Origin of the sequence: Pseudomonas sp. 2835, assembly GCF_050435905.1 — a bacterium.
Classification (GTDB): Bacteria; Pseudomonadota; Gammaproteobacteria; order Pseudomonadales; family Pseudomonadaceae; genus Aquipseudomonas.
Map to the genome: position 1 here is coordinate 125515 of NZ_JBNDLE010000011.1, position 21216 is coordinate 146730.

18 protein-coding genes are annotated in these 21216 nt (G+C 64.3%); 6 read left to right on the forward strand and 12 right to left on the reverse strand.

The window, feature by feature from the left end:
- Positions 1–126 precede the first annotated feature (126 nt).
- Positions 127–1968: a dihydroxy-acid dehydratase gene (gene ilvD, locus ABIE20_RS17425; protein ID WP_093377274.1), complete on the forward strand. Its 1842-nt coding sequence runs from the start codon at positions 127–129 to the stop codon at positions 1966–1968.
- Between the two features lie 62 nt (positions 1969–2030).
- Here ilvD and ABIE20_RS17430 read toward each other — a convergent pair whose 3' ends face one another.
- On the reverse strand, positions 2031–3086 hold the full coding sequence (locus ABIE20_RS17430) for a haloacid dehalogenase-like hydrolase (protein ID WP_429506195.1): 1056 nt from the start codon (positions 3084–3086) through the stop codon (positions 2031–2033).
- 240 nt (positions 3087–3326) lie between these two features.
- Here ABIE20_RS17430 and ABIE20_RS17435 point away from each other — a divergent pair, with 240 nt between their 5' ends.
- Positions 3327–4718, forward strand: coding sequence for an L-cystine transporter (locus tag ABIE20_RS17435; RefSeq protein ID WP_429506197.1), 1392 nt, complete (start codon positions 3327–3329; stop codon positions 4716–4718).
- A gap of 93 nt (positions 4719–4811) precedes the next feature.
- On the opposite strand, the gene ABIE20_RS17440 is transcribed toward ABIE20_RS17435, so the two are convergent.
- On the reverse strand, positions 4812–5330 hold the full coding sequence (locus ABIE20_RS17440) for a dihydrofolate reductase (RefSeq protein WP_429506199.1): 519 nt from the start codon (positions 5328–5330) through the stop codon (positions 4812–4814).
- A gap of 63 nt (positions 5331–5393) precedes the next feature.
- On the opposite strand from ABIE20_RS17440, the gene ABIE20_RS17445 reads away from it, so the two are divergent.
- On the forward strand, positions 5394–6785 hold the full coding sequence (locus tag ABIE20_RS17445; RefSeq protein ID WP_429506201.1) for a DUF2868 domain-containing protein: 1392 nt from the start codon (positions 5394–5396) through the stop codon (positions 6783–6785).
- The gene (locus ABIE20_RS17450; protein ID WP_429506203.1) at positions 6778–8142 is read left to right on the forward strand and encodes a GTPase/DUF3482 domain-containing protein; all 1365 of its coding nucleotides are present in this window, start codon (positions 6778–6780) and stop codon (positions 8140–8142) included. Before ABIE20_RS17445 ends, ABIE20_RS17450 begins: the two co-directional genes overlap by 8 nt.
- Here the strand turns inward: ABIE20_RS17450 and ABIE20_RS17455 are convergent.
- The 7 genes from ABIE20_RS17455 to ABIE20_RS17485 form a co-directional block, all read right to left on the reverse strand.
- Positions 8125–8679 carry a phosphonate degradation HD-domain oxygenase gene (locus tag ABIE20_RS17455; RefSeq protein WP_429506204.1) on the reverse strand — a complete coding sequence of 185 codons (555 nt, stop codon included), beginning with the start codon at positions 8677–8679 and terminating at the stop codon, positions 8125–8127. The genes ABIE20_RS17450 and ABIE20_RS17455 overlap by 18 nt on opposite strands.
- Before the next feature lie 2 nt (positions 8680–8681).
- Positions 8682–9809 carry a TIGR03364 family FAD-dependent oxidoreductase gene (locus tag ABIE20_RS17460; protein ID WP_429506205.1) on the reverse strand — a complete coding sequence of 376 codons (1128 nt, stop codon included), beginning with the start codon at positions 9807–9809 and terminating at the stop codon, positions 8682–8684.
- Between the two features lie 120 nt (positions 9810–9929).
- Positions 9930–10955 carry a putative 2-aminoethylphosphonate ABC transporter substrate-binding protein gene (locus ABIE20_RS17465; protein WP_429506207.1) on the reverse strand — a complete coding sequence of 342 codons (1026 nt, stop codon included), beginning with the start codon at positions 10953–10955 and terminating at the stop codon, positions 9930–9932.
- A 39-nt stretch (positions 10956–10994) separates the two neighbouring features.
- Complete coding sequence (locus tag ABIE20_RS17470) at positions 10995–12719, reverse strand: putative 2-aminoethylphosphonate ABC transporter permease subunit (protein WP_429506208.1); 1725 nt, start codon at positions 12717–12719, stop codon at positions 10995–10997.
- A gap of 1 nt (position 12720) precedes the next feature.
- The gene (locus tag ABIE20_RS17475; RefSeq protein ID WP_045201841.1) at positions 12721–13785 is read right to left on the reverse strand and encodes a putative 2-aminoethylphosphonate ABC transporter ATP-binding protein; all 1065 of its coding nucleotides are present in this window, start codon (positions 13783–13785) and stop codon (positions 12721–12723) included.
- A gap of 168 nt (positions 13786–13953) precedes the next feature.
- A complete protein-coding gene (locus ABIE20_RS17480) occupies positions 13954–14823 on the reverse strand; it encodes a LysR family transcriptional regulator (RefSeq protein ID WP_429506209.1) in 870 nt (289 codons plus the stop codon).
- Positions 14824–14830: 7 nt separating this feature from the next.
- Positions 14831–17092, reverse strand: coding sequence for a heavy metal translocating P-type ATPase (locus tag ABIE20_RS17485; protein WP_429506210.1), 2262 nt, complete (start codon positions 17090–17092; stop codon positions 14831–14833).
- 82 nt (positions 17093–17174) lie between these two features.
- On the opposite strand from ABIE20_RS17485, the gene cadR reads away from it, so the two are divergent.
- Positions 17175–17618 (forward strand): Cd(II)/Pb(II)-responsive transcriptional regulator, encoded by a 444-nt coding sequence (cadR, locus tag ABIE20_RS17490; protein WP_038997693.1) that lies wholly within the window; start codon positions 17175–17177, stop codon positions 17616–17618.
- Positions 17619–17666: 48 nt separating this feature from the next.
- On the opposite strand, the gene ABIE20_RS17495 is transcribed toward cadR, so the two are convergent.
- Genes ABIE20_RS17495 through ABIE20_RS17505 form a run of 3 tightly spaced genes read right to left on the reverse strand, consistent with a single transcriptional unit; the run spans position 17667 to position 20292 of the window.
- Positions 17667–18638 carry a thymidylate synthase gene (locus tag ABIE20_RS17495; protein ID WP_429506212.1) on the reverse strand — a complete coding sequence of 324 codons (972 nt, stop codon included), beginning with the start codon at positions 18636–18638 and terminating at the stop codon, positions 17667–17669.
- Positions 18639–18685: 47 nt separating this feature from the next.
- On the reverse strand, positions 18686–19495 hold the full coding sequence (gene lgt, locus ABIE20_RS17500; RefSeq protein ID WP_429506213.1) for a prolipoprotein diacylglyceryl transferase: 810 nt from the start codon (positions 19493–19495) through the stop codon (positions 18686–18688).
- A gap of 14 nt (positions 19496–19509) precedes the next feature.
- Entirely contained in the window at positions 19510–20292 is a 783-nt protein-coding gene (locus ABIE20_RS17505; RefSeq protein ID WP_401288769.1) for a sulfite exporter TauE/SafE family protein, read from the reverse strand.
- A 129-nt stretch (positions 20293–20421) separates the two neighbouring features.
- Between ABIE20_RS17505 and ABIE20_RS17510 the strand changes: the two genes are divergently transcribed.
- Positions 20422–21168, forward strand: a complete 747-nt coding sequence (locus ABIE20_RS17510; protein ID WP_401288772.1) for an NRDE family protein — start codon at positions 20422–20424, stop codon at positions 21166–21168.
- Positions 21169–21216 lie beyond the last annotated feature (48 nt).

Consider the following 21216-nt stretch of genomic DNA (forward strand, 5'->3'; position numbering starts at 1 on the left):
CCGAGCGCACGGCGATCCCGCGGCGATCTCGGCTTCATCCGTACCAGCGGCCACCTGCCTTCGGTGCAAAGGACAAGAGAAGCTCACTCCCCTTTTTGTTACCTGATTAGCCGCCAGGAGTGCTTCATGCCTGATTACCGCTCGAAAACGTCCACCCACGGCCGCAATATGGCCGGCGCCCGCGCCCTCTGGCGTGCCACCGGGATGAAGGACGAAGACTTCAAGAAACCGATCATCGCCATCGCCAACTCGTTCACCCAGTTCGTCCCGGGCCACGTGCACCTGAAGGACCTGGGCCAGCTGGTGGCCCGCGAGATCGAACGCGCCGGTGGCGTGGCCAAGGAGTTCAACACCATCGCGGTCGACGACGGCATCGCCATGGGCCATGACGGCATGCTCTATTCGCTGCCAAGCCGCGAGATCATTGCCGACTCGGTCGAGTACATGGTCAACGCCCACTGCGCCGATGCCATCGTCTGCATCTCCAACTGCGACAAGATCACCCCCGGCATGCTGATGGCCGCCCTGCGCCTGAACATCCCGGTGATCTTCGTTTCCGGCGGGCCGATGGAAGCCGGCAAGACCAAGCTGGCCAGCCACGGCCTGGACCTGGTCGATGCCATGGTCATTGCCGCCGACTCCACTGCCAGCGATGAAAAAGTCGCCGAGTACGAGCGCAGCGCCTGCCCGACCTGCGGTTCGTGCTCCGGCATGTTCACCGCCAACTCGATGAACTGCCTGACCGAAGCCCTGGGCCTGGCCCTGCCAGGCAACGGTTCGACCCTGGCCACCCACAGCGACCGCGAGCAGCTGTTCCTGCAAGCCGGGCGCACCATCGTCGAGCTGTGCAAGCGCTACTACGGCGACAACGACCAGAGCGTGCTGCCGCGCAACATCGCCAACTTCAAGGCGTTCGAGAACGCCATGATGCTCGACATCGCCATGGGCGGCTCGACCAACACCATCCTGCACCTGCTGGCCGCTGCCCAGGAGGCCGAGATCGCTTTCGACCTGCGCGACATCGATCGCCTGTCGCGCAAAGTGCCGCAGCTGTGCAAGGTGGCGCCGAACATTCAGAAGTACCACATGGAAGACGTCCACCGCGCCGGCGGCATCTTCAGCATCCTCGGCTCGCTGGCCCGTGGCGGCCTGCTGCACACCGACCTGCCGACCGTGCACAGCCCGAGCATGGAAGAAGCCATCGCCAAGTGGGACATCACCCAGACCAGCGACGAAGCGGTGCACCACTTCTTCAAGGCGGGCCCGGCCGGCATCCCGACGCAGACTGCGTTCAGCCAGTCGACCCGCTGGCCGAGCCTGGATGACGACCGTGAAAACGGCTGCATCCGCAGCGTCGAGCACGCCTACTCGCAAGAAGGCGGTCTGGCCGTGCTGTACGGCAACATCGCCCTGGACGGCTGCGTGGTGAAAACCGCCGGCGTCGACGAGTCGATCCATGTGTTCGAAGGCAACGCCAAGATCTTCGAAAGCCAGGACAGCGCCGTGCGCGGCATCCTTGCCGACGAAGTGAAGGCCGGTGACATCGTCATCATCCGCTACGAAGGTCCGAAAGGCGGCCCGGGCATGCAAGAGATGCTCTACCCGACCTCGTACCTCAAGTCCAAGGGCCTGGGCAAAGCCTGCGCCCTGCTCACCGACGGCCGCTTCTCTGGCGGCACCTCGGGCCTGTCGATCGGCCACGCTTCGCCAGAAGCCGCAGCCGGCGGCGCCATTGGCCTGGTGCAGGACGGCGACAAGGTGTTGATCGACATCCCCAACCGCTCGATCAACCTGCTGGTCAGCGATGAAGAGCTGGCGGCGCGCCGTGTCGAGCAGGACAAGAAAGGCTGGAAGCCGGTCGAAGCGCGGCCACGCAAAGTGACCACGGCGCTCAAGGCCTACGCCCTGCTGGCGACCAGCGCCGACAAGGGTGCGGTTCGCAACAAGGCACTGCTGGACGGCCTTTAATAGCATCGTGGGCCAAGCCCGCTCCTACAGACTGCAGGAGCGGGCTTGGCCCGTGATCGTCCTTACTGAATCTGCTCCGGCGTAACGATCACCCAGTTCTTGTCCGCCGTCACCGGCAATCCTTCTTTAGCCTGCGCCGCGGCATGCTTGGCAATCATGCCGTTAAGCTGGTCCATGTACTTGGCCTTGCGATTTATCCACAGGTGGATGCCGCCCTTGGCCACGTCGACGCTATGAAACTGCATGTAGCCGTCACTGGTTGGGGTATCGCCACCGACCAGCACCGGCTTCTTCCATTCGTCGATGTAGGTGAGAATGGCCGCCTGTTTGCCGGCCATCCAGGTGGCCGGGGTCCACAGGTAGGGAGTCAGCTCCAGGCCCATGTTGGTCTGCGGGTCATAGCTGCCGGCGCTGATCTGCTTGCGCGCGGTGGTCAGGGCGCCGCTGTCGCGGTCCTTGAGCAGCAGGCTGACGCCGATCACGTTCTGCGGTTTGACGTTGTAGCCGTACTTGGGGTCGGCGGCGACCATGCGCACCAGCTCCTCGGAGGCGGCGCTGATCACGTAGACCTCGATGCCGTTCTCCATCAGCTTGTTGAACAGCTCGGCTTGGCCTGCGAACACTTTCGGCGCTTGCACCTCGATGGCCTTGACCTGATCACCGTCGAAATAAGTGCTTGGCACTGGCTTGCCCGAGGCCATCAGCTCGTCGACATAGCCCTTGAGCTCCTTGAGGGTGAAGCCGGAAAACACCTGGGCGACCCAGGGGTAGCAGACCATGTCGTCGATTTCGCAAAGCCGGTAGTAGTAACTGAACAGGCTCTCCTTGTGCTCGGCTGTGTCCTTGAAGGGAATGAGCTTGAGCGACGGGTCGAGTTTGTCGCGGCTGAGCAGGCCCTTGTTCTCCATGAACGGCAGCAGCGATTCTTCGAGGTCGAAGCGATAGCTGGTGTTGTCCATGTCGAAGACCGCATAGTTGCCCTTGTTGGCATTGGCCGCGATCATGCTGTCCAGTTGCTTGGCAGCCTCGGCCGGCCAGTGCTTGAGATCGGTGGCCCAGCTGTGCCCGGTAAGCAACAGGGCGAGGCCGGCGGCGAGGATTTTCGGAGCAGACGTCATGTGCTTTTCTCCAGAAAAGTGGCCCGCCCACGCTAACAAAGCCTGCAATGAGCACCGACCCGACAGCGACACCGACACGCCCCTGAGCGGCCACTAACATTCTGTTTGCGACCTGTCGTTATTCCAAAAACGACTATCTAAATTCCATTTCGATATAAATTCGTTGGTTTTCATGCTGTTAGCATTTCTGTTCGCAATCGCACACAGAGGCGATGCCCCGCCTTTTTTCCTGGAGCTTCAATGAACCTGCCGTTGTCTCTCAATCTGCTGGCGTTCCTGGCCTTGCTGCTAGGCCTGGCGCAAACCCGTCATGGCAACTGGAGCCTGGCCAAGAAGGTCCTGGTCGGCCTGGTCCTCGGCGTGCTGTTTGGCGCTGCCCTGCATGCCATTTATGGCGCCGGCAACCCGGTCCTCAAGGCCACCATCAGCTGGCTCGACCTGGTCGGCAACGGCTACGTGCAGTTGCTGCAGATGATCGTCATGCCGCTGATCTTCGCCTCGATCCTCAGTGCCGTGGCGCGCCTGCACAACGCCTCGTCGCTGGGCAAGATCAGCTTCCTGACCATCGGCACGCTGCTGTTCACCACGGCCATCGCCGCGCTGATCGGCATCGTCCTGACCAACCTGTTCGGCCTGACCGCCGAAGGCCTGGTGGCCGGCACCGCCGAAACCGCGCGCATGGCGGCGATCCAGAGCGACTACGTGGGCAAGGTCATCGACCTGAATATCCCGCAGTTGCTGCTGTCGTTCATCCCCAGCAACCCGGTAGGCGACCTGGCCCGGGCCAAGCCGACCTCGATCATCAGCGTGGTGATCTTTGCCGTGTTCCTCGGCATGGCCGCCCTGCAACTGCTCAAGGATGACGCCGAAAAGGGCAACCGCGCCCTGGCCGCCATCGACACCCTGCAAGCCTGGGTAATGCGCCTGGTGCGCCTGGTGATGAAACTCACCCCCTATGGCGTGCTGGCGTTGATGACCAAGGTGGTGGCCAGTTCGAACCTGGACGACATCCTCAAGCTCGGCAGTTTCGTGGTGGTCTCGTACATCGGTCTGGGCCTGATGTTCGTGGTGCACGGCGTGCTGCTGGCGCTGAGCGGCGTTAACCCGCTGCGCTTTTTCCGCAAGGTCTGGCCGGTGCTGACCTTTGCCTTTACCAGCCGTTCCAGCGCCGCCAGCATCCCGCTGAGCATCGAGGCGCAAACCCTGCGCCTGGGCATTCCGCAGTCGATCGCAAGCTTTGCCGCGTCGTTTGGCGCGACCATTGGCCAGAACGGCTGCGCCGGACTGTACCCGGCGATGTTGGCGGTGATGGTGGCGCCAGCGGTGGGTATCGATCCGTTTGACCCGCTGTGGATTGCCACCCTGGTGGCGATCGTCACCTTGAGCTCGGCAGGTGTTGCCGGTGTCGGCGGCGGTGCGACCTTCGCGGCGTTGATCGTATTGCCGGCCATGGGCTTGCCGGTGGAGCTGGTGGCCTTGCTGATCTCGGTCGAACCGCTGATCGACATGGGCCGCACGGCGTTGAACGTCAACGGTTCGATGACGGCTGGGGCGATTACCAGCCAGATGCTCAAGCAGACCGACAAGTCGGTGCTGGATGCGCAGGAGCATGCGCAGCTGACGCATTCCTGAGTCCTGCGCCGCCCTGAAGGGCCTCATCGCCGGCAAGGCCGGCTCTCACAGTGGATGCATATGACACTGTGGGAGCCTAGCCGGCGATGTTTTTCAGGCCTTCTCCCAGACCTCGAAGTGATACGCCGGCTTGTCACCTTCAGCCGCATTGGCCTGGCTCGACGCCAACTTCCACTGCGCCGCATCAAACTGCGGAAACCACGCATCCCCTTGCGGGCTCAGCTCAACCCGCGTCAGGTACAGGCGATCCGCCAGGCCGCGCTCGATGGCCTGGGTATACAACTGCGCGCCGCCGATCAGCATCAGCTCATCGACGCCCTGCGCCAGTGCCCATTGCTCGGCACGCAGCATGGCTTCATCGAGCGAGGCGAACACCTCGGCGCCTTCGAGCTGCAAGCCCGGCTGACGGCTGACCACCAGGTTCAAGCGCCCCGGAAGCGAACGGCCCAGCGAATCCCAGGTCTTGCGACCCATGATGATCGGCTTGCCCAGGGTGGTGGCCTTGAAATACTTGAAATCCCCCGGCAGGTGCCAGGGCATGCTGTTGTCGATACCAATCACGCGGTTCTCGGCGAGGGCCGCGATCAGGCTGAGGGGGAGTGATGTTTTCATGCCGGCGAGGATAGCAAAGCCCGATCTTCGATGCCTGGGTTATGCTTTGGGCTGACTTGATCAATGGAAGACCGTGTGACTGCACTGACTGACCTGGACAAACGCTGGCTTACCGAAGCCGTGCGCCTGCGCGAAGAGCATGCAGGCCCCTTGGAAGACCAGGAAGCCAACCGCCGCGCCCGCCAGGCCGGTGGCGACCTGCCGGCGCGCATCGAAAGCCGCGCCCTGTGGCTGGCCGAACGCGACGGCATGCGCAGCGCCCTGCAGCACTGGAAACAAGGCGCACGCCTGGCGCTGGCCGCCCTGGTGGTGCTGGCCGTGCTCAGCGGCGCCGGCCTGGCCCTGGCCGCCCTCGGCGACAGCCTGCGCCCGGTCAACGTGTTCTGGGCCCTGGGCAGCCTGCTCGGGCTCAATATCCTGCTATTGCTGGGTTGGCTGCTGGGCTTTTTCTTCGCCGGTGAACAGGGCGCTACCCTTGGCCGCCTGTGGCTGTGGCTGAGTGAAAAATTCGCCCGCGATGCCCAGGCCGCGCACCTGGCCCCGGCCCTGCTGGTGATGCTGCAGCGGCAAAAACTCAACCGCTGGCTGCTTGGCCTGTTGGTGCACAGCCTGTGGCTGGTGGCCCTGGGCACGGCGCTGGTGATGCTGCTGATTCTGCTGGCGACCCGGCGTTACGGCTTCGTCTGGGAAACCACCATTCTTGGCGCCGACACCTTCGTAGCCCTGACCCAAGCCCTTGGCGCCCTGCCGGCACTGCTCGGTTTCAGCGTGCCGGACGTGGCCATGATCCGCGCCAGCGGCGACACTCAACCGGCACTGGAACTGGCCCGCCAGGCCTGGGCCGGATGGCTGCTCGGCGTGCTGCTGGTGTACGGCATCGTTCCGCGCCTGCTGCTTGGCGCCTTGTGCCTGTGGCGCTGGCACAGTGGCCGGGCGCGCTTGCAGTTGGACCTCAACCTGCCCGGCTACAGCCAGCTGCGCGATGCGCTGATGCCCAGCAGCGAGCGCCTGGGCGTCAACGACGCCGCGCCTGATGCCTTGCCGCAGATTGTGCGCGGAGTCGGTGACGAACACAGCGAAGGCGCCCTGCTGGTAGGCCTGGAGCTGGACGATCAACGCCCGTGGCCACCCGTCCTACCGGCAACGGTAAGCAACGCCGGCATCCTCGATAGCCGCGAGTCGCGCAACAAACTGCTCGAACAACTCAGCCGTTTTCCGCCAGCGCGCCTGGCGATTGCCTGCGACCCGCGCCGCTCGCCCGACCGCGGCAGCCTGGCGCTGCTCGCCGAGCTTGCGCGTAATGCCGGTGCCACGCGCATCTGGCTGCTGCAGGCGATGCCCGGCCAGGCGCTGGACGCTGACCGTCTCGGGGACTGGCACCAGGCCCTGGAGCACCTCGGCTTGAGCTACGCCGACACCGCCCCGCTGACCTGGCTGGAGCATGGCCATGACTAAGCCGCTGAAACTGGCCGTGGTCGGCCACACCAATGTCGGCAAGACCTCGCTCTTGCGCACCCTGACCCGCGATGTCGGCTTCGGCGAAGTGTCACATCGGCCGAGCACCACGCGCCATGTCGAAGGCGCGCGGTTATCCGTAGACGGCGAGCCGCTGCTGGAGCTCTACGACACCCCGGGGCTGGAAGACGCCATCGCCCTGCTCGACTACGTTGAGCGCCTGGAACGCCCGGGCGAGCGTCTCGATGGCCCGGCACGGCTGGAGCGTTTTCTGCAAAGTAGCGAGGCGCGCCAGCGTTTCGAGCAAGAGGCCAAGGTGCTGCGCCAGCTCCTGGCCAGTGACGCTGGCCTGTATGTGATCGATGCCCGCGAGCCGGTGCTGGCCAAGTACCGCGACGAGCTGGAAGTGCTGGCCGGCTGCGGCAGGCCGTTGCTACCGGTGCTCAACTTCGTCGCCAGCAGCGACCATCGCGAAGCTGACTGGCGCGAAGCCCTGGCGCGGCTGGGGTTGCATGCGCTGGTGCGCTTTGACAGCGTCGCGCCGCCAGAAGACGGCGAACGCCGCCTGTACGAAAGCCTGGCGTTGATGCTGGAGCACTCGCGACCAGCGCTGCAACGCCTGATCGACGATCAGCAGGCCCAGCGCCAGGCGCGGCGTGAAAGCGCCAAGCGCCTGGTCGCCGACCTTTTGCTCGACTGCGCCGCCTGCCGGCGCAGCGTGGTCGCCGAACCTGACGCCGAAGCCTTGGCCATTGAAGCCCTGCGCCGCGATGTGCGCCAGCGCGAGCAACGCTGCGTCGAAGCGCTGCTCAAGCTCTATGCGTTTCGCAAGGAAGACGCCGCCAGCAGCGACCTGCCTTTGCTCGACGGGCGCTGGGGCGATGACCTGTTCAACCCGGAAACCCTCAAGCTGCTCGGCGTGCGCCTGGGCAGTGGCGTGGCAGCCGGTGCGGCGGCCGGGGCCGGGGTCGACTTGCTGGTCGGCGGCCTGACCCTCGGTGCCGCGGCGCTGGCCGGAGCGATTGCCGGTGGCGCGCTTCAGACTGCCCGCAGCTATGGCTCGCGCCTGCTCGGCAAGCTCAAGGGCCAGCGCGAGTTGACGGTGGATGACAGCGTATTGCGCCTGTTGGCGTTGCGTCAGCATCAGCTGATTCACGCCCTGGATGCCCGGGGCCATGCGGCGCTGGAGCGAATCAAGCTAGCGGCGCCGCAAGAGCAGACCTGGCGCGAAGGCAAGCTGCCGCAAGCGCTGGGCAAGGCCCGGGCGCATCCGCAGTGGTCGTCGCTCAATTCGGGGGCGAGGGTCAATCAGGCCGAACGCCAGGAGCAGATTGATGCGCTAGTGCAGGAGCTTTAGCGCCTTGCCCTTGAGCAGTTGCAGGTCAATCACCGGCACATCCATCTCCTTGGCCAGCTCATCCCACTGGCGCATGCGCAGACTCACCGCACACAGTGGGTCTTGCTCGAAGGCATCGGCCTCGGCCTCGCTCATCACCCCACCCTGGTACTCCAGGGTGCGCCGGCTGGCCTCGCTCAAGCGCTGGTAATAACCCGGCTGACGCAAGGTCAGGTAGCGCTTGGCCTCGACGTGGTACTCCACCAGCCTGGCCAAACGCTCGCTGAAGCCGCAGCGGCGCAGGTAGTTGGCGCCCACACGCTCATGGCTGACCGCGCCGTAGCCGCCCATGTCGCCTTCAGCGCCGCCACAGATGTGGCCAATGTCATGGAAGAACGCCGCCAACACCACTTCGTCGTCATAGCCCTCGGCCAATGCCAGCTGCGCCGCCTGGGACATATGCTCGAGCTGCGAAACCGGCTCGCCGATGTAGTCTTCATTGCCATGCTGCTGATACAAGGCGAAGACCTCGCTGACAATCTGTTCGGCGCTACCCATGATCAGTCACTCTCCTCCAGCAAACGGGCGATATGTTGCTCGGCCAGGGCCGGGCCGACGCTCATACCGACACCGCTGTGCATTAATGCGGCGCTGACGCCCGGCGCCACCTGCAGCAAGGAAAACGGCCCCGGCCCGCCAGAACCATAGACGCCTTGCCAGCGTTCGACCACCTCGATGCGACCGCCGAGCGTCTGCTCGGCCAGCTCGATCATCCAGTTGTCAACCTGCTCGGCGTTGAACGGCGAAGCATCGCTGCCATAGGCATGGGAGTCGCCGATGATCAGCTCGCCATGGGGCGTCGGGCTGATCAGCAGGTGAATACCATGCTCCAGCAGGTGCGGGCTGTTGGCCTGCAGTTGCGCTTTCAGCGCCTGGGCTTGCGGCAGGTCGGCGAAGGCGCCGTAGTGCACGCAGCTCAGGCCGGTCAGCAGGGCGTGCTGCAGGTCGAGCTTGAAGCGCGGCCGGGCGCGGAGCATCTGCAGACGACAAACCTGCGGTTGCAGGGCGGCGATGGGTTCGGCGAGCAGGGTCTGGTAGTCGTGGCCAGAGCAAACCACAACCTGCCTGGCGCTGAAGTCCCCCACCGTGGTCGATACGCGACCAGGTTCGATAGCGCGTACCAAGGTTGAAAAGTGAAACTCTACATCCAGTTCCTGCTGCAGGAAGCGGATCAGGCTCGGCAGCGCTTCGCGGGAATACAACTGCTGGTCTTGCAAGCCGCGCAAGGCCGCGCGGTGGTGACGAAACTGGCCGCCGTACAGATCGTTCAAGGCGGCGCCGCTGAGCAGTTCCACCTGGTAATCATGTTGTGGTGCGCGCTCGGCACAGAAGGCTTCGAGCAGTTCCAGCTCCAGCGCGGTGCGGGCAAACAGCAGCGAGCCATTGGCCTTGAGCTCGAAGCCGGCCTGCTGCGCCCAGTGCTTCCAGATACCACTGCTGGCCTTGGCCAGTTCGAGCATCTGGCCGGGTGGCTGCCCCGTAACCAGGGCCTGGCCGAAGTTGCGCACCGAAGCGCCCAGGGGCGTCGCGCTGCGCTCGAAGACCCGCACCTTGAGCCCGCGTCGGGCAGCGGCGTAGGCATGGGACAGGCCGAGGATGCCGGCGCCGACGATGAGTAGATCGGTCATCTGAGGTTCCTTGAAGAATTGCAGTGGCCCCATCGCTGGCAAGGCCAGCTCCCACAGAGATCTCTGCAGCACTGAGGACCTGTGGGAGCCGGCCTTGCCGGCGATGAAGCCAACCCGGTATTACTGCTGCGCGACCTTCTCCGACTTGCCGTCATAGCGCTTGCGCCATTCGGCGAGGATGCTGTCGCGGTTCTTCGAAGCCCAGGCGAAGTCGTTCTTGATCAGGCGCTGCTCGTAGTCGGCCGGCAGTTCGGTCTGCGGCTTGGCGATGCCGGGCTGGGCCAGTACGGCGAAGTTTTCCTTGTACAGTTCCATGGCCGCCGGGCTCGCCGAGAAGTCGGCCAGACGCTTGGCCGCGTCTTCATGCTTGCTGCCCTTGATCACCGCGGTGGCTTCGATCTCCCAGCCCAGGCCTTCCTTCGGCAGGACGATGTCCAGCGGCGCGCCCTGGCGCTTGAGCTGCACGGCCGGGTATTCGAACGAGATGCCGATCGGGAATTCGCCAGCAGCAGCCAGCTTGCACGGCTTGGAGCCAGAGTGAACGTACTGGCCGATGTTCTGGTGCAGGCCGTCCATGTAGGCCCAGCCCTGCTTCTCGCCGAAGGTTTGCAGCCAGGCGCTGACATCGAGGAAACCGGTGCCGGAAGATGCCGGGTTAGGCATGACGATCTTGCCCTTGTACTCAGGCTTGGTCAGGTCCTGCCAGCTCAGCGGCTTGCTCAGGCCCTGCTTCTCGGCCTCGATGGTATTGAAACAGATGGTCGCAGCCCAGACGTCCATGCCCACCCAGGCCGGCGGATTGGCGGCATCGCGGTAGTTGGCGCCGATCTTGCCCAGGTCTTTCGGGGCATAGCTTTGCAGCATGCCCTGCTGGTCGAGGATTGCCAGGCTCGATGCCGCCAGGCCCCACACGGCATCGGCTTGCGGGCGGTCTTTTTCGGCCAGCAGCTTGGCGGTGATGATGCCGGTGGAATCACGCACCCACTTGATTTCGATGTCCGGGTTGGCCTTTTCGAAAGCCTGTTTGTAGCTCTTGAGCTGTTCGGCTTCGAGCGCGGTGTACACCGTCAGCTGGGTGTCGGCGGCCAAGGCCTGAACACTGAACGCAGTGAGGACGGCAGCGGCAAGAGCAAGTGGCTTGAACATGATGCGGTTCCTTTGAACGGTACAGGTTGGGAGAGGCAATCAGTGACCCGGCGCGCGCTGGCGCCAGGCTTGGGAGCGTTGCAACAGGCCACGCGAGGCCCAGGCCAGGAGCAGCGAAACGGTGGCGCTGGTCAGCAGGATCAGGGTCGACATCGCCGCGGCGCCGCCGACGTTGCCGGCGTCATCCATGTTCAGCACAGCGACCGCGGCGAGGATGGTGTCGGGGCTGTAGAGGAAGATCGCCGCCGACACCGTGGTCATCGCCGAGACGAACAGGTAGCGGATGATGTCGAGCAAGGCCGGCAGGCAGATCGGTACGGTGACTCGCATGAAGTGCCGGTACAGCGGCGCCTTGAGCGACAGCGCGGCGGCTTCGAACTCGCCATCGAGCTGGCGCAGGGCAGTGGTTGCGGTCATGTTGGCGGTGGTCAGGTAGTGGGCAATGGTGCACACCACCAGCAGCGCCATGCTGCCGTAGAACACATGCAGCGGGTTGCTGCTGAGGTTGAAGAAGAATACGTAGCCAAGCCCCAGCACCAGGCCCGGCACCGCCATCGGCACAAAGCTGAGCAGGCGCAGCAGCAGGTTCAAGCTGCGCTGGCCCTTGGTTTTTTCCATCAGGTAGGCGCCGGTGAAAATCACCGCGCTGCCGATCAGCGCAGTGCCCAGGGCCATGGTCAGGCTGTTGCGGTAGGCCAGCCAGCCGCCACCGGCGGTTTCGTCGAACTGGTAGTGCTTGAGCGACAGCGACAGGTTGTAAGGCCAGAACTTGACCAGCGATGAGTACACCGCCATGCCCACCACCAGCAACAGCACCGCGCAAATCAGGATGACCACGGCCAGGAAGCAGGCATCGCGACGCCGCGACGGCTGTGGCTGGAACACCTGCGCCCGGCCGCTCATCGAATCGCCCTGACGGCGGCGCAGCCAGGCATCGACGGCAAAGCTGAGCAGCGCCGGCACCAGCAGGACCATGCCGATCAAGGCGCCACGACCGAACTGCTGCTGGCCGACCACGGCCTTGTAGGCTTCCAGCGCCAGCACCTGGTAGTCGCCACCGACCACCACCGGCACGCCGAAGTCAGTAATGGTCAGGGTGAACACCAGGCAGAAGGCGGCGAACACCGCCTGCCGGGTGGCTGGCCAGGTGATGCTGTGAAACGCCCGCCAAGGCCCGGCGCCCATGCTCGAGGCGGCGTCGAACAAGCGCGCATCGGCCAGCGACAGTGCCGACAGCAGGATCATCAGCGCATGCGGGAAGGTGTAGATCGCCTCGCCGAGGACAATGCCCCAGAAGCCGTAGATATTGTCGCTGAGCAGCCCGCGCAGCAGCCCCTGGTTGCCGAACAGGTAGACCAGGGCAATGGCCGGCAGCATCGACGGCGCCAGCAACGGCAGCAGCGAAATGCCGCGCCACAGGCCCTTGGCCGGGATCAACGTGCGCTGCAGGGCGTAGGCGAACAGGTAGGCCAGCGGCACTACGATGGCCGCAACGCTGAGCGAGACCTTCAGGCTATTGCCCAGCAGCCAGTGAAAGTTGGCGCTGGCAAACAGTTCGCGAGCAGCGACCAGGCCACCGCCCTGGCCGGCATCGCTGCTGAAACCGCGCCAGAAGATCGCCAGCAGCGGCATCAGCACCGCGACGGTGAGCAAAAGCAGCAGCAACCACTTGCCACCGACCACGAACAGTCGATCACCCAGCGAAACACCGGCGCGCCGGGTTGCCTTCGCGTGCGCGATCGGCATGGCGATTGGCGCGGCCATCTCAGGCAAACACCTGCAGGCTGCGCGGCGGCAAGGCGACCCAGATGTCCTGGGAGCCCAGGCGCGGCATCGACTCGGGGGCGACCTCGGCAAGCAGGGCATGGCCCGGCAACTCGTTGAATTCGAAACTCATGCGGCAGCGATTGCCGAGGAAAGTGATTTCGCGCACCCGCGCCGGGAACAGGTTCTCTTCATGCACCGGCGGGTTGACGCTGATCGCTTCCGGGCGGCAGAACAGGCGGCCGCTGCGGGCCTGGCTGGCCCCATCGGCCAGGCGCATGTTCAGTGCACCGACCTGGGCATGGCTATCGCTGTGGCGCTGGAACGGCAGCCAGTTGCCCTGGCCGACGAACTCGGCAACGAACGGCGTGGCCGGCTTGTCGTAGATTTCCTGCGGGGTGGCGTACTGCTCGACCTGGCCGTTGTTCATCACCGCGATGCGGTCGGCCATCAACATGGCTTCGTCCTGGTTGTGGGTGACCATCAGGGTGGTGATGCCGAGCTGGCGTTGCAGCTGGCGCAATTCGCTGCACAAGTGCTCGCGCACCCGAGCGTCGAGGGCCGACATCGGCTCGTCGAGCAGCAGCAACGACGGTGCCGGGGCCAGGGCTCGGGCCAGGGCCACGCGCTGTTGCTGGCCGCCGGAAAGCTGGCCGGGGTACTTCTTCTCGCTGCCGCTCAGGCCCACCAGCTCGAGCATCTGCGCCACCCGCTGACGTACTTCGTCGCGACCGCTGCCGGCCAGGCCATAGGCGATGTTGGCTTCGACGGTGAGGTTGGGGAACAGCGCGTAGGACTGGAACAGAATGCCGTAATCCCGGGCCTGGGGTGGCAGCTCGGAGATATCGCGGTCACCGATGTACAGGGTGCCGCGGTCCTGGCGCTCGAGGCCGGCGATGCAGCGCAGCAGGGTGGTCTTGCCGCAGCCGGACGGGCCCAGCAAGCACACCAGCTCACCAGCGGCGACGTCGAGGGAAACATCGTGCAGGGCGGTAAAGGCGCCAAAGCGCTTATGGATACCGCGCACTTTCATTTGTGCGCCTGGGTTTGCGACCGGAGTGTTCATGGCAGGACCTCATCGAGCGAATGAGGGTCATGCTAGGCGGGCAATGCGAAGGTTCTGTGGCGCAGAGGCAAAAGTTGCCGATAGTGGTATAGGCAGATTTTGGTGTGATCTCGGCTGGCACTGTGGGAGCTGGCGTTGCCGGCGAAACGGGTGCGAAGCGCCCGTCTGCTACACCTCTACCGCCGCCACTTCCTGAGCCAACCCCAGAAAAGCCGCCGGCAACCGTGCCTGACGCCGTTCCTTCAAGCAATACAGATACTCATGCATCACCGGCGCGCCCTCCAGGCTCAGCACCCGCAGCTCGGGGTTATGCGGCACTTCATGGCGGGCAATGATGCTGATGCCGATATTGCGCAGCACCGCTTCGCGAATCGACTCGCGGCTGCCAATCTCAAGCAGCGAGCCAACCTTAACCCCTGCCGCTTCGAGCATCTGCTCGGTCAGCTTGCGCGTGGTCGAACCCTGCTCTCGTACCAGCAGGCAATGCCCTGCCAGCGCCGACAGCGGCAGCGACTCACGACTGGCCAGCACATGGTTGCGATGCACCGCCACCACCAGCGGGTCGGTACCCAGCACCCGCCGCACCAGGCGTGCATCCTCGACCAGTTGCGATGAGGCGGCCAGATCGACCCGGTAGTCCTCGAGCAATTCCAGCACCTGCTGGGAGTTGCCGATCTCCACCGACACCTCCACCTGCGGCAAGCGCTCGCGAAAGATCTTCACCAGGTCGAGGATGTAGTACGGCGCCGTGGCAGCGATACGCAAACTGCCCTGGCCCTGGCCACTGTTACGCAGGAAGAACTCGATATCGGCTTCCTGCTGCAGCAGCGCCTTGACCATCGGCAGCAGGCGCGTGCCGTCGTCACTGAGGGTCAGACGGCGACCGCCGCGGTAGAACAGCTCGACCGCATACTGGCTTTCGAGGTTGCGGATCTGCGTGGTGACCGTCGGTTGGCTGAGCCCGAGTTTCTTCGCCGCCAGGGTAATGCTGCCCAGGCGGGCAACCATGTAGAAGGCTTTCAACTCGGAACTCAACATACATCCTCTATTTACGCAGCAGGCGCAGGCCGTTGAAGACCACCAGCAAACTCACGCCCATGTCGGCAAACACCGCCATCCACATGGTTGCCATGCCGGCGAAGGTGACTGCCAGGAAGATCGCCTTGATCCCCAGCGCCAGAACAATGTTCTGAGTCAGGATCGCCGCACTCTGGCGCGAGAGCCTGACGAAGGCCGGGATTTTGCGCAAGTCATCATCCATCAATGCCACGTCGGCGGTCTCGATGGCGGTGTCGGTACCGGCCGCGGCCATGGCAAAGCCGATCTCGGCGCGGGCCAGGGCCGGGGCATCGTTGATGCCGTCGCCGACCATGCCGACCCGATGGCCCTGAGCGTACAGGTCCTCGATGGTCTTGAGCTTGTCGGCCGGCAGCAGGTTGCCATGGGCCTGGTCGATCCCGACCTGGGCGGCAATCGCCTGGGCCGTGTGCGGATTGTCGCCGGTCAGCATGACAGTCTTGATACCCAGCTCATGCAGTTCGGCGATCGCCTCGCGGCTGCTGTCCTTGACCGTGTCGGCGACGGCGAACAGCGCCAGCGGGCCGGACTTGTCGAGCAGCAGCACAACGGTCTTGCCCTGCCGCTCCAGAGTATCGAGCCGGGCTTCGAGCTGTGGCGAGCACAGGCCGAGTTCTTCGACCAGGCGATGGTTACCGAGGTGATACAGCTCGCCATCAATTTCCCCGCGCACACCACGACCGGCCAGGGCTTCAAAGGCCGTTACTTCACTCAGGGGCAACTGCTGCTGATTGGCAAACACGGCAATGGCGCGCGATACCGGGTGATCGGAGCGATCGGCAAGGCTGGCCGCCAGCGCCTGGGCACGGCCTTCGAACAGCGGTTCGAGCACTTCATGGTCGGTTTGCACCGGCTTGCCGTGGGTGATGGTGCCGGTCTTGTCCAGGGCCAGGAAGTCGAGTTTGCGCCCGCCTTCCAGGTACACCCCGCCCTTGACCAGAATGCCTTTGCGCGCCGCAGCGGCCAGGCCGCTGACGATGGTCACCGGGGTGGAAATCACCAGCGCACACGGACATGCCACCACCAGCAACACCAGCGCGCGGTAGATCCAGTCGAACCAGGCACCGGCCATGAACAGCGGCGGAATCACCGCCACCGCCAGGGCGAAGGCAAACACCGCCGGGGTGTAGATCCGCGAGAACTGGTCGACGAAGCGCTGGGTCGGCGCCCGCGCGCCCTGGGCTTCTTCCACGGCCTTGATGATCCGCGCCAGGGTCGATTGCCCGGCCGCTGCCGTCACCCGGTACTCCAGCGCCCCGGCCTGGTTGATGGTGCCGGCAAAAACCTTGTCGCCGGGGCCCTTCTCTACCGGCAGGCTCTCGCCAGTGATCGGCGCCTGGTCGATGCTCGACTGGCCGCTGACCACCTCGCCGTCCAGGCCGATGCGCTCGCCAGGACGCACGCGCACCAGATCACCGAGGGCGACCTGCTTGACGTCCAGCTCACGCCACTGGCCATCGACTTGCTGCACGGTGGCCAGGTCCGGGCTCAACTGCATCAGCCCGCCGATGGCGTTGCGCGCGCGGTCCAGCGAGCGCGCCTCGATCAGCTCGGCGACGGTGAACAGGAACATGACCATGGCCGCTTCCGGCCACTGGCCGATCAGCACCGCACCGGTCACGGCAATGCTCATCAGCGCGTTGATATTGAGGTTGCCGTTCTTGAGGGCGATCCAGCCCTTTTTGTAGGTACCCAGGCCGCAGCTGAGAATCGACACCAGAGCGACCAGGGCCACCACCCAGGAAGGCGCCAGCTCGGCAAAGTGGATTGCCTCGGCGCCCAGCGCCGCCACACCGGCCAACGCCAGCGGCCACCAGTGCTTTTTCACCGGCGCAGGCGCAGCGGTAGCTTCTTCGCTGGCCTCGCTCAACGGGTCAGCCTGCATGCCCAGCGAGGCGACCGCCTGCTCGATGGCGACAGTATCGGCATGGGTGTGGCGCACGCCGAGGATGCGATTGATCAGGTTGAACTCCAGCTGCTCGACCCCGGCCAGCTTGCCCAGCTTGTTCTGGATCAGGGTCTGTTCGGTCGGGCAATCCATGGCCTCGATACGGAAACGGCTCAACCGCGCACCGGCACTGCTCGCCTTGCTCAACTGCACCAGGGCCGGTGCGGCGTCGTGGGAGCAGCAGCTGTGGGCGTGCTCGGCATGTTCATGCCTGGCGTGATCATGGCTGTGGTCATGATCGTGAGGGGCTTTACCGGGAGTGTGGCTGACAGGCTGATTCATGGGTTCATCCTTAAATGTCCTGTTGCCAAGTGAACACCCTGTAGCCACTATAGGGTCAAGCCACTTGTCGAGGTATTTGCAGATGAAGATCGGAGAACTGGCCAAAGCCACCGATTGCGCGGTGGAAACCATCCGTTACTACGAGCGGGAAAACCTGCTGCCGGAGCCGGCGCGCAGCGAAGGCAACTACCGGATGTACACCCAGGCCCACGTCGAGCGCCTGACCTTCATCCGCAACTGCCGCACCCTCGACATGACCCTGGAAGAAATCCGCAGCCTGCTGCGCCTGCGCGACAGCCCGGATGACCAGTGCGAAAGCGTCAACGCGTTGATCGATGAACACATCCAGCACGTCAAGGCGCGCATCGATGGGCTGCAGGCACTGCAGGCCCAATTGCTGGAACTGCGTCAGCACTGCCATCCCAAGGAGGTCCAGTGCTCGATCCTGCAGCATCTTGAGGTCAATGGCGCAGTAACGGCGCCAGAGGCGGAGCATTCACATGTGGGCAGAAGCCACGGGCACTGATTGAGGTGCCCGCTCCCACAGGCAGCCCAGCCAGTTCACTGGCAGAACTCAGACCGCCATCGGCGCCGTCATCGGCGCATGGTGCTCGTAGCCTTCGAGGCTGAAGTCGCTCGGTTCGATCTTCTCCAGCCACTCTGGCTCGTACACGCCAGTCTTGGCGAATTCCGGCACACGATCACTGATCACCAGCTTCGGCGCAGCCAGCGGCTCGCGCTTGAGCTGTTCGTTGAGCATGTCCAGGTGGTTTTCGTAGACGTGCGCATCACCGATGAAATAGGTGAACCAGCGCGGCGTGTAGCCGGTCAGGCGGCCCATCAGCGACAGCAGGGCGGCGCCTTCGGTGAGGTTGAACGGCGTGCCCAGGCCCAGGTCGTTGGAGCGGATGTAGAGGGTCAGGGAAATTTCCTTGGTCTCGACATTCGGGTGGAACTGGTACAGCAGGTGGCACGGCGGCAGGGCCATCTCGTCGAGCTGGGCGCAGTTCCAGCCGTGGAACAGGATGCGCCGGCTGCCCGGGTCGTTGTGGATGGTATCGATGCACTGGCGGATCTGGTCGATGGCCTTGTACAGCACCACGAAGGCTTCGCCGTCTTCCTCGGCCTGGGCGATCTGCTGGAAGCCCTGGCTCTTGGCCAGTTCGATGGCGGCCGGGTTGCTCAGCGGGATGCGCTTGTAGGCCGGCCACTGGCGCCATTGCACGCCGTAGATCTCACCGAGGTCGTCATGGCCCTGGCGAAACGGGTTGGCCAGCCACTGGGCGTTTTCGTTGGCGTTCTGGTCCCAGACCTTGCAACCCAGCTCACGGAACTCGCCGGCATTCTTCACACCACGCAGGAAGCCGACCATTTCACCGATGGCCGACTTGAACGCCAGCTTGCGGGTGGTGATGGCCGGGAAGCCCTTCTGCAGGTCGAAGCGCAGCATGGCGCCAGGCAGGCTGATGGTGCGGATACCGGTACGGTTACCTTGCAGGGTGCCGTTTTCGATGACGTCGCGGACCAGATCTAGATACTGTTTCATGGCTTACCTGTAGCAAAGACGGCAGGGGATCGCCCTGCCGTGGAAATTCAAACGGCGGCCTTGACCGTGGGTTTGCGGTTGTAGGCCAACCAGATCAAGAAGATGCCACCGACAATCATCGGCACGCAGAGCAACTGACCCATGGTCAACCAGCCAAAGGCGATGTAGCCAAGCTGGGCATCGGGTACCCGCACGAACTCTACGATGAAACGGAAAATGCCGTAGAACAGCGCGAACATGCCGGAAACGGCCATGGTCGGGCGCGGTTTGCGCGAGTACAGCCAAAGGATCAGGAATAATGCCACACCTTCCAGGGCGAACTGGTACAGCTGCGACGGGTGACGCGGCAACTGCGCCGGGTCGCTGAACGGCGGGAAGACCATCGCCCACGGCACGTCGGTGGCCTTGCCCCACAGTTCGGCGTTGATGAAGTTGCCGATACGCCCGGCACCGAGGCCGATCGGAACCAGTGGCGCGACGAAGTCCATCAGCTCGAAGAACGACTTGTTGTTGCGCTTGCCGAACCACAAGGCCGCGAGCATCACGCCGATAAAGCCGCCGTGGAACGACATGCCGCCCTTCCACACTTCGAGGATCAAGGTCGGGTTGGCGAGGTAGGCGTGCAGGTCATAGAACAGCACGTAGCCCAACCGCCCGCCGGCAATTACGCCCATGGACAGCCAGAACACCAGGTCCGAGAGTTTTTCGCGGCTCCAGGTCGGGTCGAAGCGGTTCAGGCGACGCGAGGCCAGCAGCCATGCGCCGCCGATGCCGACCAGGTACATCAGACCGTACCAATGGATTTTGATCCATTTCAGGTCAAGGGCTACTGGATCTATCTGCGGATAAGGCAGCATGGTGACTCCTCTCGTTAAAGCAAAAAGCTAAGGCCGACGCAAAACAGCAGCGCGGCGAACAGCCGCTTGAGCAGGCGTGGCGACAGTTTATGTGCCAGGCGCGCGCCGAAGCGGGCAAAAAACATGCTGGTCAGGGCAATCCCCAGCAGTGCGGGCAGATAGACAAAACCCAGGCTATGCGCCGGCAGGTGCGGGTCGTGCCAGCCCAGCCAGATAAAACTCAGGGCACTGGCCACGGCAATCGGAAAGCCGCAGGCCGACGAGGTTGCCACCGCCTGCTGCATCGGCAGGCTGCGCCAGGTCAGGAACGGCACGGTCAACGAGCCGCCGCCGATGCCGAAGATCGCCGAGGCCCAGCCGATCACGCTGCCGGCGAGTGTCAGCCCGGGCTTGCCGGGGATGCCACGGCTGGCCTTGGGCTTGAGGTCGAGGGCCATCTGCACGGCGATCACCAGGGCGAACACGCCGATGATCTTCTGCAGCATCGGGCCCTGGATCGCCGAGGCGGTCTTTGCACCGATACCGGCACCGACCAGGATCCCCAGGGTCATCCAGACGAAAATCGGCCACTGCACCGCGCCCTTGCGGTGGTGCTCGCGGATGGCATTGACCGAGGTGAAGACAATGGTCGCCAGCGAGGTACCCACCGCCAGGTGGGTCAGCACCGACGCGTCGAAGCCTTGCAGAGTGAAACTGAACACCAGCACCGGCACGATGATAATGCCGCCACCAACCCCAAACAGCCCGGCCAGCACGCCTGCGCAGGCGCCCAGCGCCAGATAGAGCACGAATTCCATTGTCGCCCCCGTAAATTCAGTCCGGCATGGTAACGGAAGGTAGGCCTGCGGCTCTAGTGAAGACACATTAAGTCGATGGATCGCGTCGGACGCTATCGGTAGAGTGGGCAAAAACACAGAGGTCCACCTATGTGTCTGATCGTCTTTGCCTGGCGGCCCGGGCATGCCCAGCCGCTGATCGTCGCGGCCAACCGTGATGAGTTCTACGCCCGCCCCAGCCGTGTGCTGGGGGCCTGGGAGGATGCGCCGGGGGTTTATGCCGGGCGCGACCTGGAAGCCGGCGGCACCTGGCTGGGGGTCGGCCCCAATGGCCGCTTTGCCGCGCTGACCAATATCCGCGACCCGCAGCAGCCCCAGGGCGCACGCTCGCGCGGCGAGCTGGTGGCGGCGTTTTTGCGCGGAGAGCTGGGGGTTGAGGCTTACCTGGATCAGGTTGCCAGCCGCAGCCAGCAGTATTCGGGGTTCAACCTGCTGGTCGCCGACAGCACGCAACTGGGTTACCTGAATGCCCGGCAAGCCACGCCGCAGTTGCTGGGCGCCGGGGTTTACGGTTTGTCCAATGCCGGCCTGGATACGCCCTGGCCGAAGCTGGTCAAGGCGCGGGCGGGCTTGCAATTGCAACTGGCCGATCCACAGCCGCAGCGCTTGCTGGAATTACTTGGGGATAACCTGCCGGCGGCAGACAGCGAGCTGCCGGAGACCGGCGTCGGCCTGGGTACCGAGCGGTTATTGTCGAGCGTGTTTATTGCCAGCCAGAACTACGGGACGCGGGCCAGTACCGTGCTGATAGTCGAGGCCGATGGCCGACGGCAAATGGTGGAGCGCAGCTTCGGGCCGCTTGGCGGGCATCTGGGGGAGGTGTGTTTGCAGGTCTGACGCTATCGCTGGCAAGCCAGCGATGGGCTGCAAAGCAGCCCCCAAACC

Coding starts and splice junctions, on each gene's coding strand:
- ABIE20_RS17460 (WP_429506205.1), bottom strand. CDS start 9,809: ATGACCGATCTACTCATCGTCGGCGCCGGCATCCTCGGCCTGTCCCAT.
- ABIE20_RS17485 (WP_429506210.1), bottom strand. CDS start 17,092: ATGAATCAGCCTGTCAGCCACACTCCCGGTAAAGCCCCTCACGATCAT.
- ABIE20_RS17450 (WP_429506203.1), top strand. CDS start 6,778: ATGACTAAGCCGCTGAAACTGGCCGTGGTCGGCCACACCAATGTCGGC.
- ilvD (WP_093377274.1), top strand. CDS start 127: ATGCCTGATTACCGCTCGAAAACGTCCACCCACGGCCGCAATATGGCC.
- ABIE20_RS17495 (WP_429506212.1), bottom strand. CDS start 18,638: ATGAAACAGTATCTAGATCTGGTCCGCGACGTCATCGAAAACGGCACC.
- ABIE20_RS17505 (WP_401288769.1), bottom strand. CDS start 20,292: ATGGAATTCGTGCTCTATCTGGCGCTGGGCGCCTGCGCAGGCGTGCTG.
- ABIE20_RS17440 (WP_429506199.1), bottom strand. CDS start 5,330: ATGAAAACATCACTCCCCCTCAGCCTGATCGCGGCCCTCGCCGAGAAC.
- ABIE20_RS17445 (WP_429506201.1), top strand. CDS start 5,394: ATGGAAGACCGTGTGACTGCACTGACTGACCTGGACAAACGCTGGCTT.
- ABIE20_RS17435 (WP_429506197.1), top strand. CDS start 3,327: ATGAACCTGCCGTTGTCTCTCAATCTGCTGGCGTTCCTGGCCTTGCTG.
- ABIE20_RS17480 (WP_429506209.1), bottom strand. CDS start 14,823: ATGTTGAGTTCCGAGTTGAAAGCCTTCTACATGGTTGCCCGCCTGGGC.
- ABIE20_RS17510 (WP_401288772.1), top strand. CDS start 20,422: ATGTGTCTGATCGTCTTTGCCTGGCGGCCCGGGCATGCCCAGCCGCTG.
- ABIE20_RS17470 (WP_429506208.1), bottom strand. CDS start 12,719: ATGGCCGCGCCAATCGCCATGCCGATCGCGCACGCGAAGGCAACCCGG.
- ABIE20_RS17465 (WP_429506207.1), bottom strand. CDS start 10,955: ATGTTCAAGCCACTTGCTCTTGCCGCTGCCGTCCTCACTGCGTTCAGT.
- ABIE20_RS17475 (WP_045201841.1), bottom strand. CDS start 13,785: ATGAACACTCCGGTCGCAAACCCAGGCGCACAAATGAAAGTGCGCGGT.
- ABIE20_RS17430 (WP_429506195.1), bottom strand. CDS start 3,086: ATGACGTCTGCTCCGAAAATCCTCGCCGCCGGCCTCGCCCTGTTGCTT.
- cadR (WP_038997693.1), top strand. CDS start 17,175: ATGAAGATCGGAGAACTGGCCAAAGCCACCGATTGCGCGGTGGAAACC.
- ABIE20_RS17455 (WP_429506204.1), bottom strand. CDS start 8,679: ATGGGTAGCGCCGAACAGATTGTCAGCGAGGTCTTCGCCTTGTATCAG.
- lgt (WP_429506213.1), bottom strand. CDS start 19,495: ATGCTGCCTTATCCGCAGATAGATCCAGTAGCCCTTGACCTGAAATGG.